This is a genomic window from Nocardioides sp. Z50_6 (genome assembly GCF_058215755.1).
Map to the genome: position 1 here is coordinate 157,082 of NZ_JBZAJB010000005.1, position 16,411 is coordinate 173,492.

The following is a 16,411-nucleotide window of genomic DNA, read 5'->3' on the forward strand; positions in this document are numbered from 1 at the left end:
CGTCCAGGCTAGCCCCACTAGGCTCCGCAGCATGGCCACCGTGATCCTGGTGCGGCACGGGCGCACCACAGCGAATGTCTCCGGGACCCTGGCGGGTCGCCTGCCCGGTGTCCGCCTCGACGAGGAGGGGGAGCGGCAGGCCCGGGCCACAGCCGCGCGCCTGGCCGCCGTCCCCCTGGCCGCGCTGCTGGTGAGCCCCCTGGAGCGCTGCGTGCAGACCGCGGAGCTCATCGCCGGGGCACAGACGCCCGCCGGGGCACAGACGCCCGGCGGGCCGCAGGGCGCGGTGGCGCTGCAGGTCGAGGAGCGCCTCACCGAGTGCGACTACGGCCAGTGGCAGGGGAGGCGGATCTCCGAGCTCAGCCAGGAGGACTTGTGGCGGACGGTCCAGCGCCAGCCCGCGGCCGCGGTCTTCCCCGGTGGTGAGTCGATGGCGACGATGTCGGCCCGGGCGGTGGCAGCGGTCCGCGAGCACGACGCTGCCGTCGAGCGCGAGCACGGCCCGCACGCGGTCTGGGCGGCGGTGAGCCACGGCGACGTGATCAAGGCGGTGCTCGCCGACGCGCTGGGCATGCACCTGGACCATTTCCAGCGGATCGTCGTCGACCCGGCCTCGGTGAGCCTGGTCCGGTACACGGCCGGGCGCCCCTTCGCCCTGGGCCTCAACACGCACGCCGGGGACCTCGCCTGGCTCGCGGCCCGTCGGGAGGACGCGGAGGTCCCGGCCGAGGACGCCGTGGTGGGTGGGGGAGCGGGGCCGGGCGCCGCTGCTGGTGCCCGGCCCTAGGGTGGTCACATGCCTGTCGTGCACTCCTTCGATCCTCCCGAGCGATTCGTCGCCGGCACTGTCGGCGAGCCCGGCCACCGGACCTTCTTCCTCCAGGCCAGGGACGGGGCGCGTCTGGTCAGCGTCTCGCTGGAGAAGCAGCAGCTGCTGGCCCTGGTCGAGCGCATCGACGAGCTCCTCGACGAGCTGACCTCCGCCGCCGCGGGCGGCTCGGTGATCCCGGCCGTCGCCCCCGTCGACCTCGAGGACAGCGGGCCGCTGGAGCAGCCCATCGACGAGGAGTTCCGGGCGGGCACCATGACGCTGTCGTGGGACCCGGGCGACGAGCGCATCGTGATCGAGGTCTTCCCCTTCAACGAGGCGGCCGTGGTCTCGCCCGAGCAGCTCGAGGAGGGTGAGGCCCTCGAGGAGCCGGAGCCCGACGAGCTGCTCGTGGTCCGGCTCGCCGGCGGGGTGGCGCGTGCCTTCTGCGCCCGGGCCAAGCAGGTCGTCGAGGCCGGCCGGCCCCCCTGCCCGTTCTGCGGCAACCCCGTCGACCCCGAGGGCCACCTCTGCGTCCGGGCCAACGGGTTCCGCCGACGCGGAGCGTGAGCCCTGCCGTGCGCTCCGAGCTGGTCCCGTCGTCGGGCGAGATGGTCCTCCACGGGCGGGTGATGCCGGCCTCCAACGCCACCTTCGTCGCCCAGCTGGGCGACGTCCGCGTCGTCTACAAGCCGGTCGCCGGGGAGCGGCCGCTGTGGGACTTCCCCGACGGCACCCTGGCCGCCCGGGAGGTGGCCGCCCACGCCGTCTCCGAGGCGCTGGGCTGGCACGTCGTGCCCCACACCGTGCTGCGCTCCGGACCGCACGGGCCCGGGATGGTGCAGCGCTGGCAGGAGCCCGACCCGGAGCAGCACGCGGTCGACATCGTGCCCGAGGGCGAGGTCCCGCCGGGCTTCCTGCACGTCTTCGACGGTGTCGACGGCCGGGACCAGCCGGTGTCCCTGGTCCACGAGGACTCCCCGGCGCTGCGGCGGATGGCCGTCTTCGACGTGCTCATCAACAACGCCGACCGCAAGGGCGGCCACGTGCTGGCGATGGCCGACGGGCACCGCTACGGCGTCGACCACGGGGTCAGCTTCCACGTCGAGAGCAAGCTGCGCACGGTGCTGTGGGGGTGGGCCGGCGACCCGCTGCCCGGCCCGGAGCTGGAGCGCGTGGCGGCCCTGCGCGCGGAGCTGGACGGCGCGCTCGGGGAGCGGCTGCTCGACCTGCTCACCGCCGACGAGGTGGCGGCCACCCGCCGCCGGGCCGAGTGCCTCCTCGCCTCGGGCGCGATGCCGCTGCCCCAGGAGGGGTGGCCGACGATCCCCTGGCCGCCCTTCTAGGTAGGCTGCGACGCATGCGCGCCTGGTCTGCACCCGAGGTTCCGGTCCTGCCTGTCTCGGGTCCTCCCGTCCAGGTGTACGACACGGCCACGGGGGGCCTGGTCACCACCGCCCCCGAGGGGCCGGCCCGCCTCTACGTCTGCGGCATCACCCCCTACGACGCCACCCACATGGGGCACGCCGCGACCTACGTCGGCTTCGACCTGCTCAACCGGGCGTGGCGCTCCGCTGGCCACCCGGTCTCCTACGTCCAGAACGTCACCGACGTCGACGACCCGCTGCTGGAGCGGGCGCACAAGGTCAAGATCGACTGGCAGGCGCTGGCCGAGCGGGAGACCGAGCTCTTCCGCCACGACATGGAGGCGCTGAGGGTGCTGCCGCCCCAGCACTACGTCGGCGCGGTCGAGTCCATCCCGCTGGTCATCGACTACGTGGAGCGGCTCCGGGCCACCGGCTCGGTCTACCAGGTCGACGACGACCTCTACTTCTCGGTGACCTCCGACAGCTCCTTCGGCAGCGTCTCGCGCCTGGAGCGGGAGGAGATGGTCCGGATCTTCGCCGAGCGCGGGGGAGACCCCGACCGGCCCGGCAAGAAGGACCCGCTCGACTGCGTCCTGTGGCTCGCCGCCCGCCCGGGCGAGCCCTCCTGGGAGAGCCCCTTCGGTCCCGGGCGTCCCGGCTGGCACATCGAGTGCACCGCCATCGCCCAGCAACACCTCGGCGGCACGTTCGACGTCCAGGGGGGCGGCTCCGACCTGGTCTTCCCGCACCACGAGATGTGCGCCAGCGAGGCACACGTGGCCACCGGCCGGCCCTTCGCCCAGGTCTACGCCCACGCCGGCATGGTGGCCTACGACGGCGAGAAGATGTCGAAGTCCCGCGGCAACCTGGTCTTCGTCTCCCACCTGCGCAACTCCGACGTCGACCCGATGGCGATCCGGCTGGTGCTCCTGCGCCACCACTACCGCAGCGACTGGGAGTGGACCGACGCCGAGCTGTGGGACGCCGTGGACACCATGCACCGGTGGCGTCGCGCCCTCGCCCTGGGTGCCGGCGCCCCCGCCGCGCCCGTGGTGGAGGGCGTCCTGGCGGCGCTGGCCCGCGACCTCGACGCGCCCACGGCGCTGGAGGTGGTCGAGGAGTGGGTCTCCTCGACCCTCGGCACCGCGGGGCTGGCCGACGCGACCGACGACTCGGCGGCCACCACGGTCCACCAGCTGCTCGACGCCGCTCTCGGGCTCTCGCTCTAGCCCCGGCGCTGTGGCGCCCTCCGACCCGCTCGGGCGGCGGGACCAGGCCCCGGGACTCAGCCGGTGTCGTCGCGCCGCTTGAGGTAGCGCTCGAACTCCCGGGCGATCGCCTCGCCGGAGGCCTCGGGGAGGTCCGTGGTGTCCCGGGTCTCCTCCAGGGAGCGGACGTAGTCGGCGATGTCCTCGTCCTCCTCGGCGAGCTCGTCGACCCCGCGCTCCCACGCCCGGGCGTCCTCGGGCAGCTCACCGAGCGGGATCCGGGTCTCGAGCAGGTCCTCGATCTGGCCGATCAGGGCGAGGGTGGCCTTGGGGCAGGGCGGCTGGGCGACGTAGTGCGGCACCGCCGCCCAGTAGGAGACCGACGGGATGTCCAGCCGTGAGCAGGCGTCCTGGAAGACGCCCACGATCCCGGTGGGGCCCTCGTAGGAGGACTGCTCCAGGTGGAGCCGGTCGACCAGCTCGGGCTCGGTCGCGGTGCCGGTGACCGGGATCGGTCGGGTGTGGGGGGTGTCGGCGAGCAGCGCCCCGAGGGTCACCACCAGCTGGCCGCCCAGGTCGTCGCAGGCCGCCAGCAGCTCGGCGCAGAACTGGCGCCAGCGCATGTTGGGCTCGATCCCGTGGATCAGGATCACGTCCCGCTCCAGGTCGGGGGGCGAGGCCACCGCGATCCGCGTGGTGGGCCAGGTCAGCTGACGGTGGCCCTTCGCGTCGGTGCCGACGATCGGCCGGTTGACCTGGAAGTCGTAGAAGTCCTCCGGATCGATCGCCCCCACCACCGTCGCGTCCCACGCCTCGATGAGGTGCGCCACCACGGCCGAGGCGGCCTCACCGGCGTCGTTCCATCCTTCGAAGGCGGCAATCACCACCGGGTCGACCAGGTCGGTCAGGGCGTCGATCTCGATCACGACACCCAGCCTAGGCGCTCGCGCAGATTTCGCCGGTTCCCACGGGGGATGTCAGGATTCGAAACTCCTGTCCGGCTGGCGGACCGCGCCATAATGTGGATGTCTACCGGCCACCAGACCCGCGAGGAGCGTCGTGCCCGAAGACCTGGTCGTGCTGCACCGGCCCGACTGCAGCGACGAGCTGCGGACGGCGCTGGGTGAGCGGATCCTCGTCGTCGACGGTGCGATGGGCACCGCGATCCAGCGCGACCGCCCGGACGAGGCGGGCTACCGGGGCCGGCGGTTCGCCGACTGGCACTGCGACGTGCAGGGCAACAACGACCTCCTCACCCTCACCCGTCCCGAGCTCATCCTCGACATCCACCGCGAGTACCTCGAGGCGGGCGCGGACATCATCGAGACCAACACCTTCAACGCCAACGCCGTCTCGCTCGGCGACTACGGCATGGAGGAGCTGGCCTACGAGCTCAACCACGCCTCCGCGCAGCTCGCGCGCCAAGCCGTCGACGCGGTCACCGCGGCCGACCCGGGTCGCACCCGCTACGTGGCGGGAGCGCTGGGCCCAACCACCCGGACGGCCTCGATCTCGCCCGACGTCAACGACCCCGGCGCCCGCAACGTGACCTTCGACCAGCTGGTCGACGCCTACGCCACCGCGGCGCGTGGGCTCCTGGACGGCGGCGCCGACCTCCTCTTCATCGAGACGATCTTCGACACCCTCAACGCCAAGGCCGCGATCTTCGCCGTCGAGACCCTCTTCGAGGAGCACGGCCGTCGCTGGCCGGTCGTCATCTCCGGCACCATCACCGACGCGTCCGGACGCACGCTGACCGGACAGACGACCGAGGCCTTCTGGCACTCCGTCCGCCACGCCAAGCCGCTGCTGGTCGGGCTCAACTGCGCCCTGGGCGCCAAGGAGATGCGGCCCTACGTCGCCGAGCTGAGCCGGATCGCCGACACCTTCGTCTCGGTCTACCCCAACGCCGGGCTGCCCAACGCGTTCGGTGAGTACGACGAGTCGGCCGCCGAGACGGCGGCGGTCGTCGGGGAGTTCGCCGAGGCAGGGCTGGTCAACCTGGTGGGCGGCTGCTGCGGCACGACCCCCGCGCACATCGCGGCCATCGCCGCGGCGGTGGAGGGGGTGACCCCGCGGGCCGTCCCGGAGATCGCGCCCGCCATGCGGCTCTCCGGCCTGGAGTCGTTCACCATCACCCGCGAGAGCCTCTTCGTCAACGTCGGCGAGCGCACCAACATCACCGGGTCGGCGCGGTTCCGCAAGCTGATCAAGGACGGTGACTACGACACCGCCCTCTCGGTGGCGCTGCAGCAGGTGGAGAACGGCGCGCAGGTCATCGACGTCAACATGGACGAGGGGATGATCGACGGCGTCGCCGCGATGGACCGGTTCCTCAAACTGGTCGCCGCCGAGCCGGACATCAGCCGCGTCCCGGTGATGATCGACTCCTCCAAGTGGGAGGTGATCGAGGCCGGGCTCAAGTGCGTGCAGGGCAAGCCGATCGTCAACTCGATCTCGATGAAGGAGGGTGTCGGCCCCTTCCTCGAGCACGCCCGCGCCTGCCGCAAGTACGGCGCCGCCGTGGTGGTCATGGCCTTCGACGAGGACGGCCAGGCCGACAACCTCGCGCGCCGCAAGGCGATCTGCGAGCGCGCCTACCGCCTCCTGGTCGACGAGGTGGGGTTCCCGGCCGAGGACATCATCTTCGATCCCAACGTGTTCGCGGTGGCGACCGGGATCGAGGAGCACGCCAGCTACGGGCTGGACTTCATCGAGGGCACCCGCTGGATCAAGCAGAACCTGCCCCAGGCGCTGGTCTCCGGCGGCATCTCCAACGTCTCCTTCTCCTTCCGCGGCAACAACCCGGTGCGCGAGGCGATCCATGCGGTCTTCCTCTTCCACGCCATCGAGGCCGGCCTGGACATGGGCATCGTCAACGCCGGTGCGCTCGTCGTCTACGACCAGGTCGAGCCCGAGCTGCGCGAGCGCATCGAGGACGTCGTCCTCAACCGGCGGCCCGACGCGGCCGAGCGGCTGCTGGAGATCGCCGAGGAGCACAACCGGCAGGGCGAGCAGGTCGAGGCGACGACGGAGGAGTGGCGCAGCCTGCCGGTGGGGGAGCGGATCACCCATGCGCTGGTGAAGGGCATCGACGCCTACGCCGAGAGCGACACCGAGGAGCTGCGGCTGGAGATCGCCGCACGCGGGGGCCGCCCGATCGAGGTGATCGAGGGCCCGCTGATGGACGGCATGAACGTGGTCGGCGACCTCTTCGGCGCCGGCAAGATGTTCCTGCCCCAGGTGGTGAAGTCGGCGCGGGTGATGAAGAAGGCCGTCGCCTACCTGATCCCCTTCATCGAGCAGGAGAAGCTCGACAACCCCGCGCTCGCCACGGTCAAGGACACCAACGGCACCATCGTGATGGCGACGGTGAAGGGCGACGTGCACGACATCGGCAAGAACATCGTCGGTGTCGTCCTGCAGTGCAACAACTACGAGGTCGTCGACCTCGGCGTCATGGTCCCGGCCCAGAAGATCCTCGACACCGCCGAGGAGATCGGCGCCGACATGATCGGGCTCTCCGGGCTGATCACCCCCTCGCTGGACGAGATGGTCACGGTCGCGAGCGAGATGCAGCGCCGCGGCTTCGAGATCCCGCTGATGATCGGCGGCGCCACCACCTCGCGCGCCCACACCGCGGTCAAGGTGGACAAGAAGTACGACGGTCCCGTCGTCTGGGTGAAGGACGCCTCGCGGTCGGTGCCGACCGCCGCCGCGCTCCTGCACCCCGCGCAGCGCGAACGTCTGCTGGCCGAGGTCCAGGCCGACTACGACTCGCTGCGGGCCAGGCACGCGACGAAGCACGACCGCCCGATGGTGACGCTCGACGCCGCCCGGGCGAACCGGACCCCGGTCGAGTGGGGCGGCTACCAGCCGCCCGCCCCGGCCCGGCCCGGCATCCACGTCCTCGAGGACTACGACCTCGGCGAGCTGCGCGACTACATCGACTGGCAGCCGTTCTTCAACGCCTGGGAGATGAAGGGGAAGTTCCCCGACATCCTCAACAACCCCACCACCGGAGAGGTCGCCCGCAAGCTCTACGACGACGCGCAGGCGATGCTCGACCGGATCGTGGAGGAGGGGTGGCTCACCGCCAACGCGGTCTTCGGGTTCTTCCCCGCCAACGCGGTCGCCGATGACCTCGAGGTCTACACCGACGACTCGCGCACCGAGGTGCTGTCGGTGCTGCACCACCTCAGGCAGCAGGGCGAGCACCGGGACGGGGTGCCCAACCGGGCGCTCTCGGACTTCGTGGCCCCTCGGGAGAGCGGCCTCGCCGACTACGTCGGCGGCTTCGCCGTCACCACCGGCCACGGCGTCCAGGAGCGTATCCAGGCGTTCCGCGAGGAGCACGACGACTACTCCGCGATCCTGCTCGAGGCCCTGGCCGACCGGCTCGCGGAAGCCTTCGCCGAGCGGCTCCACCAGCGGGTCCGCACCGAGTTCTGGGGTCACGCCGCCGACGAGCAGCTGGCCAACGAGGACCTCATCGCCGAGCGCTACACTGGCATCCGACCGGCGCCGGGCTACCCGGCGTGCCCCGACCACACCGAGAAGACCGAGCTGTGGCGGCTGCTCGACGTCGAGTCGCGCACCGGCATCAAGCTGACCGAGTCGATGGCGATGTGGCCGGGGGCCGCGGTCTCGGGCTGGTACTTCTCCCACCCGCAGTCCCAGTACTTCGTGGTGGGGCGGTTGGGCCGTGACCAGGTCGCCGAGTACGCCGAGCGCAAGGGCTGGAGCCTGGCCGAGGCCGAGCGCTGGCTCTCGCCGAACCTCGGCTACGACCCGGAGGACTGAGGCGGGTCAACGGTCCCGGCAGGCGCGGAGCGTCCGGCGCCGTGTTCGGTCCGGCGGACCAGGCCACGCCTCCCCGCGGAGTACAGCATCTTGATCCCGGCGCCGAGGACGACCAGGTTCAGCAGCATCTGAAGGGTCACCAGCAGGCGCGCTCCGCCGCTCACAGCCGCGATGTCCCCGAAGCCGACGGTGGCGAAGACCGCGACGGTGAGGTACAGGGCGTCGATCGCATCGAGTCGCTCCGTGAAGGCGTCGGGGTCCTCCACCGAGACCGCCAGGTAGATCCGGGCGAAGGTGAGCAGGTACAGCGCGACCGTCAGGGCGATCGCCTCGACGGCACGGGCCATCGGGTGAGCGGACCGGACGATCGCCGGGAGCTGGGCGGCTCCCACCCCGAGGAAGACCACGAGCTGCACCCCGAGCCACCAGGTGCTCGGCGAGCGATCGGCGCCCTCGCGCGGCAGCAGGAAGTAGACCGCGACCAGGGTGCCGAGGGACAGGGACACCCTCACCGCCGTCAGGAGCGCGACCCGCCAGGTCGCGCGCGGCTCCGGCGGGGGCGCCATCACGCACGCATCCTCGTCGGGGCCGCTCGGACGAGCCTGCCTGCGACGCGCATCGCGGCCCCTCCCACCCGGCCCCGGACGCCAGGGCACTTCCGTCGAGCATGCCACGCAAAGCGCCGGGGACGCCGAGCACCGCACGTGTTCCCTCTTGCGACGACACCTCCGGCTGATGCGTCGGGTGGCGCGGACCATCGGCCTTAGGGTGGTACGTGGGATGGGCGTTCCCACGACTTTCCGGAGGGCATTCTGAGCACCGACTTCCCTGGCAGGGCCGCCGCAGTGGCACCGAGCGGAGGCGAGCCCCCCCTGGCCGCAGTGCTCTGGGACATGGACGGCACGATCGTCGACACCGAGCCCTACTGGATCGCCACCGAGTTCGAGCTGGCCGAGCGGCACGGCGGGACCTGGTCGCAGGAGCACGCCCTCAACCTGGTCGGCAACGACCTCCTGGAGTCGGGTCGCTACATCCGCGCCCACATGGGGATCGACCTCGAGCCGGCGCAGATCGTCGAGGAGCTGCTCGACGGCGTGGTCGCCCGCGTCGAGCAGGAGGTCCCGTGGCGCCCCGGGGCCCGCGAGCTCCTCCTCGAGCTCTCCGAGGCACGGGTGCCCTGCGCCCTGGTCACGATGTCCTACCGGCGGTTCGTCGACCCGGTCCTGGCACGGCTCCCGCGGGACACCTTCGCGGCGGTGGTGACCGGCGACGTGGTCACCCGGGGCAAGCCCGATCCGGAGCCCTACCTCCGGGCGGCCGCGGACCTCGGGGTCGACCCGATGGACTGCGTGGCCGTCGAGGACTCCAACACCGGGGCTCGCTCCGCGGTCGCCGCGGGGTGCCGGGTGCTGTGCGTCCCCAACCACGTGCCGATCCTGCCGGGGCCGGGGCGGACCTTCGCCGACTCGCTGGCTGATATCGGTTTGGAAACGTTGCGTCAGGTCCGTGTTTCACCGCGTGACGCAACGCACGGCTCTGAGTAATGTCGCGTCCCTGCCTGGCCGCTCGGCCGGCGCGACTTGCGAAGGGTGATGAGTTGCAGATGAGATCCATGGGAAGAATGCGGCTGGCGACCGTGGGGCTGGCGACAGCGGCCCTGGTGCTGACGGGCTGCGCGGACAGCGAGCGCTCGGACGACGAGAGCAACGAGGGCAGCGGCGGCGGCACGTTCGTGTTCGCGGGGGCTGCTGAGCCCAAGCTGCTCGACCCGGCGTTCGCCTCCGACGGTGAGACCTTCCGGGTCGCTCGCCAGATCTTCGAGGGCCTCGTCGGCACCGAGCCCGGCACGCCGGACCCGGCCCCGCTGCTCGCGGAGAGCTGGGAGAACTCCGAGGACGGGCTGGAGTACACCTTCCAGCTCCGCGACGGCGTCTCCTTCCACGACGACACCGAGTTCAACGCCGAGGCCGTCTGCGCCAACTTCGACCGGTGGTACAACTTCCCCGCGGCCGTCCAGACCGACGACTTCGCGTACTACTACGCCAAGCTCTTCCGCGGTTTCGCGACCGGGGACAAGAAGGGCGAGGCCATCTACGACTCCTGCGAGGCGACCGACGACCTCGAGGCGAAGGTCACCCTGAAGGAGCCGTTCGCCGGCTTCACGGCAGCCCTGTCGCTGCCCGCCTTCTCGATGCAGAGCCCGACCGCCCTGGAGAAGTACCAGGACGACGCGGCCGCCAACGTCAACACCACCGAGTACTCCACCGCCCACCCGACCGGCACCGGGCCCTTCGTCTTCGACTCCTGGGACCGCGGCAACCGGGTCACCCTGAAGCGCAACGACGACTACTGGGGTGAGAAGGCCAAGGTCGACACCGTGCAGGTCGTGGCGATCGACGACCCGGCCGCGCGTGCCACCGCCGTGCAGAACGGCGACGTCGACGGCGCCGACCTGATCGGGCCGGCCGACATCTCCTCGCTGGAGGACGCCGGCATGACCGTGATGCCGCGCGACCCCTTCACCATCCTCTACCTCGGCATCAACCAGAAGCAGAAGCCGTTCGACGACCTGCGGGTCCGCCAGGCGATCGCCCACGCGATCGACAAGGACGCCGTCGCCGCCGCCTCCCTGCCCGAGGGCTCCGAGATCGCCACCCAGTTCATCCCGCAGAGCGTGAACGGGTGGAACGAGGACGTCACCGAGTACGAGTACGACCCGGGCAAGGCCGAGCAGCTCCTCCAGGACGCCGGCGCTGACGGGGCCACCATCGAGTTCAACTACCCCACGAGCGTCTCCCGGCCCTACATGCCGGCTCCGGAGGACACCTTCAACGTGATCCGCTCGCAGCTCGAGGCGGTCGGTCTGAAGGTCAAGCCCGTCGCGGACATCTGGACCCCTGACTACCTCGACAAGATCCAGGGCACCTCGAACCACGGCCTGCACCTGCTGGGCTGGACCGGCGACTACAACGACACCGACAACTTCGTCGGCGTCTTCTTCGGTGCCGAGAGCGCCGAGTTCGGCTTCAAGGACGCCGAGCTGTTCGACAAGCTGGCCGAGGCGCGCGGGGTTCCGACCGTCGAGGAGCAGACCCCCCTCTACGAGGAGATCAACGCCGACGTGATGGAGCTCCTGCCGGCCATCCCGATCGCGCACCCGGCTCCGTCGCTGGCCTTCGGTGCCGACGTCGAGGGCTACCAGCAGAGCCCCGTCAACGACGAGGTCTGGAACACCGTCACGGTCGGCTGACCGCGGCGCGAACGAACGAACGAAGGAACACCTGGCCCCCGCTCTGCGGGGCGGAAGGCTGAGTGATGTTGCGCTTTGTCCTCCGGCGGCTGGCCCTGATGGTGCCAGTGCTCGTCGGACTCTCGATCCTGCTCTTCGCGTGGGTCCGGGCTTTGCCCGGCGACCCCGCGCGGGCGCTGCTCGGCCAACGAGCAACGCCGGAGGGCATCGCGCGCGTCAACGAGCTGTACGGCTTCGAGGAGCCGTTGCTCCAGCAGTACCTGACCTACGTCAAGGCGCTGCTCACCGGCGACTTCGGTCGCTCCATCAAGACCGGGCAGCCGGTGCTCGAGAGCTTCCTGGAGAAGTTCCCCGGCACCCTCGAACTCGGCCTGGCCGCCCTGCTGATCGCGGTGCTGATCGGGGTGCCGCTGGGCTACTACGCGGCCAAGCACCAGGGCCGCTTCCTGGACACCGCGATCGTGTCGGGCTCCCTGATCGGGGTGGTGACCCCGGTCTTCTTCCTGGCCATCCTGCTCAAGCTGGTCTTCGCCGACTGGCTCGGCATCCTGCCCACCAGCCTCCGCCAGGACGCCCGGATGGATGCCACCCACGTCACCAACTTCTACGTCCTGGACGGCATCCTCACCCAGGAGTGGGACGCCGCCTGGGACGCGGCACTCCACCTCGTCCTGCCGGCGATCGCGCTGGGCACCATCCCGCTGGCCATCATCGTCCGGATCACGCGGGCGGCCGTGGCCGACGTGCTGAGCGAGGACTACGTGCGCACGGCGGAGAGCAAGGGCCTGGCCGCCCGGGTGGTCTCGCGGCGGCACGTGCTGCGCAACGCCCTGCTGCCGGTGGTGACCACCATCGGGCTCCAGGCCGGGCTGCTCTTCAGCGGCGCGGTGCTGACCGAGACGGTCTTCGCCTGGAACGGCATCGGCAAGTACCTCTTCGAGGCCATCGGGCAGCGTGACTACCCGGTGCTGCAGGGCTACATCCTGTTCATCGCGGTGATCTACGCCCTCATCAACCTGGCCGTGGACGTCGCCTACGGCGTGATCGACCCCCGGGTGCGTGTGCAATGACCATTCCCATCCCTCCCGCCGAGCCGACCAGCGACATCCTGGTGCCGGTCGACGACGAGCCCGGCGTCGGCCTCTGGGTCGCCGCCTGGCGACGCCTGCGGCGCAACCCCAGCGCGATCGTCGGAGCCGCCATCGTGCTGGCGTTCGTGGTGGTGGCGCTGGCCGCCCCCCTGCTGACCAAGTACCAGCCCGGGACCGCTCAGTGGTCCGGGCAGGTGACCCCGTCCAGCGTCCCCGGGCCGAGCGACGGCCACCTGCTGGGTCTCGACCGGTTCGGCTCCGACCTCTACACCCAGATGCTCTACGGCGCGCGCCAGTCGCTCCTCTACGGCATCGTGGCCACCGCGATCGGCCTGGTCTTCGGAGCCGCGCTCGGCATCCTCGCCGGCGGTGCCGCCTCGGTGGGCGGACGCGTCGGCGGCTGGATCGACACCTTCGTGATGCGCCTGGTCGACATCATGCTCTCGGTGCCCAGCCTGCTGCTCGCCGTCAGCATCGCGGCGGTGCTGGGACAGAACCCGTACGCCGTGATGATCGCGATCGGCGTCGCGCAGGTCCCGATCTTCGCCCGCCTGCTGCGCGGGTCGATGCTGGCCCAGGGCCGGTCCGACTACGTGCTGGCCGCCTCCGCGCTCGGGCTGCGGCGCCGGCGCATCGTGATGGGACACGTCCTCCCCAACTCCCTGGGCCCGACGATCGTCCAGGCGACCCTCAACCTGGCCACCGCCATCATCGAGGTCGCCGCCCTCTCCTTCCTCGGCCTCGGCCAGCCCGACCCCGCGGTGGCGGAGTGGGGACGCATGCTGGTGGCGGCCCAGGACAGGTTCCAGGTGGCGCCGCTGCTCGCGATCCTCCCCGGCGCCGCCATCGCCATCACCGCGCTCGGCTTCACCCTCTTCGGTGAGGCGCTGCGTGAGGCACTCGACCCCAGGAGCCGTCGATGAGCACCACCACCGCCCCCCGCGCCACCGGAGCCCGACGCGCAGGTGGCGAGCAGCCGCTGCTCCAGGTGCGCAACCTCAGCGTCGAGTTCGGACTGAAGGGGCAGAAGCGGGTCCGGGCGGTCGACGAGGTCTCCTTCGACATCCACGCCGGCGAGCACGTCGGGCTGGTGGGGGAGTCGGGCAGCGGCAAGTCGGTGACCTCGCTGGCGATCATGGGCCTGCTGCCCCCGCGTGGCGTCCACGTGAGCGGCGAGGTGCTCTACCAGGGCGAGAACCTCCTCACCCAGTCGCCGCGGCGCCTCTCCCAGCTGCGCGGGCGGGAGGTCGCGATGGTCTTCCAGGACCCGATGACCTCCCTCAACCCCGTGGTCCCGGTCGGCCTCCAGCTGACCGAGGTGATCCGCCGGCACCAGGACCTGAGCCGCAAGGCTGCCCGGAACCGGGCCGTCGAGCTGCTCGAGCAGGTCGGCATCCCCGACCCGGCCCGCCGCGTGGGGGAGTACCCGCACCAGCTCTCCGGCGGGATGCGTCAGCGGGTGCTGATCGCCATCGCCCTGGCGTGCGGACCCAAGCTGCTGATCGCCGACGAGCCCACCACCGCCCTCGACGTCACCATCCAGGCCCAGGTGCTGGAGGTGCTCAAGGACCTCGTCTCCGAGACCGACGCCGCGCTGCTGATGATCACCCACGACCTGGGCGTGGTGGCCGGCCTCTGCGACCAGGTCAACGTGATGTACTCCGGCCGGATCGTCGAGTCGGCCGAGCGTGGCCCGCTGTTCGCCGAGCCGCGTCACCCCTACACCGGCGGCCTGCTGGCCAGCATCCCCCGGCTGGACTCCCCGCGCGGCGCCCGGTTGCTGCCGATCCCGGGGTCGCCGACCCAGACGATCCCCTGGACCGAGGGCTGCGCCTTCGCGCCCCGGTGCCAGAACCGGGTGGCCCGCTGCACGGCCGAGCCGCCGGCCCTGCTGGCCACCCAGGACCGTCAGCTGCGCTGCTACAACCCGCTGTCCACGCCGGGCGAGGAGGAGGTCCGATGAGCGAGTCGCTGCTGCGGGTGGAGGGGCTGAAGGTCCACTTCCCGATCCGCGACGGGCTGCTGCTCAACCGGCAGGTCGGTGCGGTCAAGGCCGTCGACGGCGTCGACCTCGAGATCGGCGCGGGACGCACCCTCGGGCTGGTCGGCGAGTCCGGCTGCGGCAAGTCGACGCTGGGTCGCGCGGTCCTGCGCCTGGCGCCGGTGACGGAGGGCCGGGTCCTCTTCGACGGCACCGACGTGGCGTCGCTCAAGGGCGAGCGGCTGCGTCGGATGCGCCAGGACATGCAGATGGTCTTCCAGGACCCCCTGGCCAGCCTGAACCCCCGGCAGGCCGTGGAGACGATCCTGACCGAGCCGCTGCGCGCCCACGGCATCGAGTTCGACCGCAAGAACCGGGTGCGTGAGCTGCTGGACCAGGTGGGGCTGCCGGCGAGCGCGGCCCGCAAGTATCCCCACGAGTTCTCCGGCGGCCAGCGCCAGCGGATCGGGATCGCCCGGGCCGTGGCCCTCGAGCCCCGCCTGGTGATCGCCGACGAGCCCGTCTCGGCGCTCGACGTCTCCATCCAGGCCCAGGTCCTCAACCTGCTCGAGGAGCTCCAGGAGCAGCTGGGCCTGACCTACCTGGTCATCGCCCACGACCTCGCCGTGGTGCGCCACGTCTCCGACGACGTGGCCGTGATGTACCTGGGCGGCATCGTCGAGCAGGCGCCCTCCGACGAGCTCTACGAGGCGCCGCTCCACCCCTACACCAGGGCCCTGATGTCGGCCGTCCCGGTGCCCGACCCGACGGTGGAGGAGGGGCGCGAGCGGATCCTGCTGCAGGGGGACCTGCCCTCCCCGGCCGACCCGCCGTCGGGCTGCCGGTTCCACACCCGGTGCCCCTTCCGGCAGGAGACCCGTTGCGACACCGAGCGGCCGCTGCTGCGGGTGGTGGAGGGCGCGGGCCGCGGGCACACGGTGGCCTGTCACTTCGCCGAGGAGATCGCCGGCGGCCAGATCAGGCCGCGTGAGGTCACTCCGGAGGAGGCAGCGCTCTCCTGAGCGTCGTCTCCTCGACGGGGAGCGGGGGAGGGGTGCCGCCGAACTCCGGGCAGATCGCCCGGTGGCTGCAGAAGGCGCACAGGCTGCTGCGCCGGGGGCGCCAGTCACCGGTCCGGGTGGCCTCGCCGATCGCCTGCCACACCGCCTCCGCCCGGCGCTCGGTGGCGAGCAGGTCGGCCTCGTCCGGCTCGTAGCGCAGGATCTGGCCGTCGCCCAGGTAGACCAGCTGCAGGACGCTGGGCAGCACCCCGCGGGCACGCCAGAGGACCAGGGCATAGAACTTGAGCTGGAAGAGCGCGGCGGCCTCGAACCGCTCGTCGGGGGCCCGGCCGGTCTTGTAGTCGACCACCCGGATCCGGCCGTCGGCCGCGACGTCGAGGCGGTCGATGTAGCCGCGCAGCAGCAGGCCGGAGCCGAGCAGCGTCTCGACGTAGGCCTCGCGCTCGGCCGGCTCCAGCCGCTGCGGGTCCTCGAGGGTGAACCAGCGCGCCAGCACGGTGGCGCAGCCCTCCAGCCACTCCTGGACGTCGGGGCCCTCGGGCGCGGCCCCGAAGAGGGCCGCGAGGGAGGGATCCTGCTCCAGCAGCTCGGACCAGGCCGGCGCCAGCATCTCGGCCGCCCTCCGCGGGGTGCGCTCGGCGGCGGGCAGGTCGAAGAGCAGCTCCAGGACGCGGTGCACCACCGTGCCGCGGGCGGCCTGGGGCGAGGGCTCCTCCGGGAGCCGGTCGACGGTGCGGAAGCGGTAGCGCAGCGGGCAGGAGACGAAGTCGACCGCCCGGCTCGGGGAGAGCGACCCCAGGACCCGGACGCCGTCCACCTCGGTGCGGAGGTCTCCGTGCGGGGCGGGGCCGGGAGGCGCGGTGGTCATGCTGAGGACCCTA

Annotated in this window: 14 protein-coding genes; 11 read left to right on the top strand and 3 right to left on the bottom strand. The window is 71.7% G+C overall.

Features of this window, described 5'->3' with window-relative positions; all coding sequences use genetic code 11:
- Nucleotides 1-31: 31 nt before the first annotated feature.
- The 4 genes from AC4BGE_RS13505 to mshC are packed head-to-tail and all read left to right on the top strand — an operon-like array spanning nt 32 to nt 3,404.
- Nucleotides 32-787, top strand: a complete 756-nt coding sequence (locus AC4BGE_RS13505) for an MSMEG_4193 family putative phosphomutase (protein ID WP_490575621.1) — start codon at nt 32-34, stop codon at nt 785-787.
- Between the two features lie 9 nt (nt 788-796).
- On the top strand, nt 797-1,378 hold the full coding sequence (locus tag AC4BGE_RS13510) for a DUF3090 family protein (RefSeq protein WP_490572277.1): 582 nt from the start codon (nt 797-799) through the stop codon (nt 1,376-1,378).
- Entirely contained in the window at nt 1,375-2,154 is a 780-nt protein-coding gene (locus AC4BGE_RS13515) for an SCO1664 family protein (RefSeq protein WP_490575622.1), read from the top strand. The genes AC4BGE_RS13510 and AC4BGE_RS13515 overlap by 4 nt, the downstream gene beginning before the upstream one ends.
- 14 nt (nt 2,155-2,168) lie before the next feature.
- Nucleotides 2,169-3,404 (top strand): cysteine--1-D-myo-inosityl 2-amino-2-deoxy-alpha-D-glucopyranoside ligase, encoded by a 1,236-nt coding sequence (gene mshC / locus AC4BGE_RS13520; RefSeq protein WP_490575623.1) that lies wholly within the window; start codon nt 2,169-2,171, stop codon nt 3,402-3,404.
- A gap of 56 nt (nt 3,405-3,460) precedes the next feature.
- On the opposite strand, the gene AC4BGE_RS13525 is transcribed toward mshC, so the two are convergent.
- The gene (locus AC4BGE_RS13525; protein ID WP_490572274.1) at nt 3,461-4,309 is read right to left on the bottom strand and encodes a PAC2 family protein; all 849 of its coding nucleotides are present in this window, start codon (nt 4,307-4,309) and stop codon (nt 3,461-3,463) included.
- 133 nt (nt 4,310-4,442) lie between these two features.
- Between AC4BGE_RS13525 and metH the strand changes: the two genes are divergently transcribed.
- On the top strand, nt 4,443-8,186 hold the full coding sequence (metH, locus tag AC4BGE_RS13530) for a methionine synthase (RefSeq protein ID WP_490575624.1): 3,744 nt from the start codon (nt 4,443-4,445) through the stop codon (nt 8,184-8,186).
- Here the strand turns inward: metH and AC4BGE_RS13535 are convergent.
- The gene (locus tag AC4BGE_RS13535; protein WP_490575721.1) at nt 8,168-8,752 is read right to left on the bottom strand and encodes an ion channel; all 585 of its coding nucleotides are present in this window, start codon (nt 8,750-8,752) and stop codon (nt 8,168-8,170) included. The genes metH and AC4BGE_RS13535 overlap by 19 nt on opposite strands.
- Nucleotides 8,753-9,067: 315 nt before the next feature.
- Here AC4BGE_RS13535 and AC4BGE_RS13540 point away from each other — a divergent pair, with 315 nt between their 5' ends.
- The 6 genes from AC4BGE_RS13540 (at nt 9,068) to AC4BGE_RS13565 (ending at nt 15,530) form a co-directional block, all read left to right on the top strand.
- Nucleotides 9,068-9,730 carry an HAD family hydrolase gene (locus AC4BGE_RS13540; protein WP_490572291.1) on the top strand — a complete coding sequence of 221 codons (663 nt, stop codon included), beginning with the start codon at nt 9,068-9,070 and terminating at the stop codon, nt 9,728-9,730.
- Between the two features lie 59 nt (nt 9,731-9,789).
- Nucleotides 9,790-11,436, top strand: a complete 1,647-nt coding sequence (locus AC4BGE_RS13545) for an ABC transporter substrate-binding protein (RefSeq protein ID WP_490575625.1) — start codon at nt 9,790-9,792, stop codon at nt 11,434-11,436.
- Nucleotides 11,437-11,501: 65 nt separating this feature from the next.
- Nucleotides 11,502-12,506 (top strand): ABC transporter permease, encoded by a 1,005-nt coding sequence (locus AC4BGE_RS13550; RefSeq protein WP_490572272.1) that lies wholly within the window; start codon nt 11,502-11,504, stop codon nt 12,504-12,506.
- Nucleotides 12,503-13,450 (top strand): ABC transporter permease, encoded by a 948-nt coding sequence (locus AC4BGE_RS13555; protein WP_490572271.1) that lies wholly within the window; start codon nt 12,503-12,505, stop codon nt 13,448-13,450. Before AC4BGE_RS13550 ends, AC4BGE_RS13555 begins: the two co-directional genes overlap by 4 nt.
- Entirely contained in the window at nt 13,447-14,490 is a 1,044-nt protein-coding gene (locus AC4BGE_RS13560) for an ABC transporter ATP-binding protein (protein ID WP_490575626.1), read from the top strand. Before AC4BGE_RS13555 ends, AC4BGE_RS13560 begins: the two co-directional genes overlap by 4 nt.
- A complete protein-coding gene (locus AC4BGE_RS13565; RefSeq protein ID WP_490572269.1) occupies nt 14,487-15,530 on the top strand; it encodes an ABC transporter ATP-binding protein in 1,044 nt (347 codons plus the stop codon). The genes AC4BGE_RS13560 and AC4BGE_RS13565 overlap by 4 nt, the downstream gene beginning before the upstream one ends.
- On the opposite strand, the gene AC4BGE_RS13570 is transcribed toward AC4BGE_RS13565, so the two are convergent.
- A complete protein-coding gene (locus AC4BGE_RS13570) occupies nt 15,502-16,398 on the bottom strand; it encodes a RecB family exonuclease (protein ID WP_490572268.1) in 897 nt (298 codons plus the stop codon). The two genes, AC4BGE_RS13565 and AC4BGE_RS13570, sit on opposite strands and share 29 nt — an antisense overlap.
- Nucleotides 16,399-16,411 lie beyond the last annotated feature (13 nt).

Coding starts and splice junctions, on each gene's coding strand:
- AC4BGE_RS13555 (WP_490572271.1), top strand. CDS start 12,503: ATGACCATTCCCATCCCTCCCGCCGAGCCGACCAGCGACATCCTGGTG.
- AC4BGE_RS13560 (WP_490575626.1), top strand. CDS start 13,447: ATGAGCACCACCACCGCCCCCCGCGCCACCGGAGCCCGACGCGCAGGT.
- AC4BGE_RS13545 (WP_490575625.1), top strand. CDS start 9,790: ATGAGATCCATGGGAAGAATGCGGCTGGCGACCGTGGGGCTGGCGACA.
- AC4BGE_RS13550 (WP_490572272.1), top strand. CDS start 11,502: ATGTTGCGCTTTGTCCTCCGGCGGCTGGCCCTGATGGTGCCAGTGCTC.
- AC4BGE_RS13570 (WP_490572268.1), bottom strand. CDS start 16,398: ATGACCACCGCGCCTCCCGGCCCCGCCCCGCACGGAGACCTCCGCACC.
- mshC (WP_490575623.1), top strand. CDS start 2,169: ATGCGCGCCTGGTCTGCACCCGAGGTTCCGGTCCTGCCTGTCTCGGGT.
- AC4BGE_RS13505 (WP_490575621.1), top strand. CDS start 32: ATGGCCACCGTGATCCTGGTGCGGCACGGGCGCACCACAGCGAATGTC.
- AC4BGE_RS13510 (WP_490572277.1), top strand. CDS start 797: ATGCCTGTCGTGCACTCCTTCGATCCTCCCGAGCGATTCGTCGCCGGC.
- AC4BGE_RS13565 (WP_490572269.1), top strand. CDS start 14,487: ATGAGCGAGTCGCTGCTGCGGGTGGAGGGGCTGAAGGTCCACTTCCCG.
- AC4BGE_RS13535 (WP_490575721.1), bottom strand. CDS start 8,752: ATGGCGCCCCCGCCGGAGCCGCGCGCGACCTGGCGGGTCGCGCTCCTG.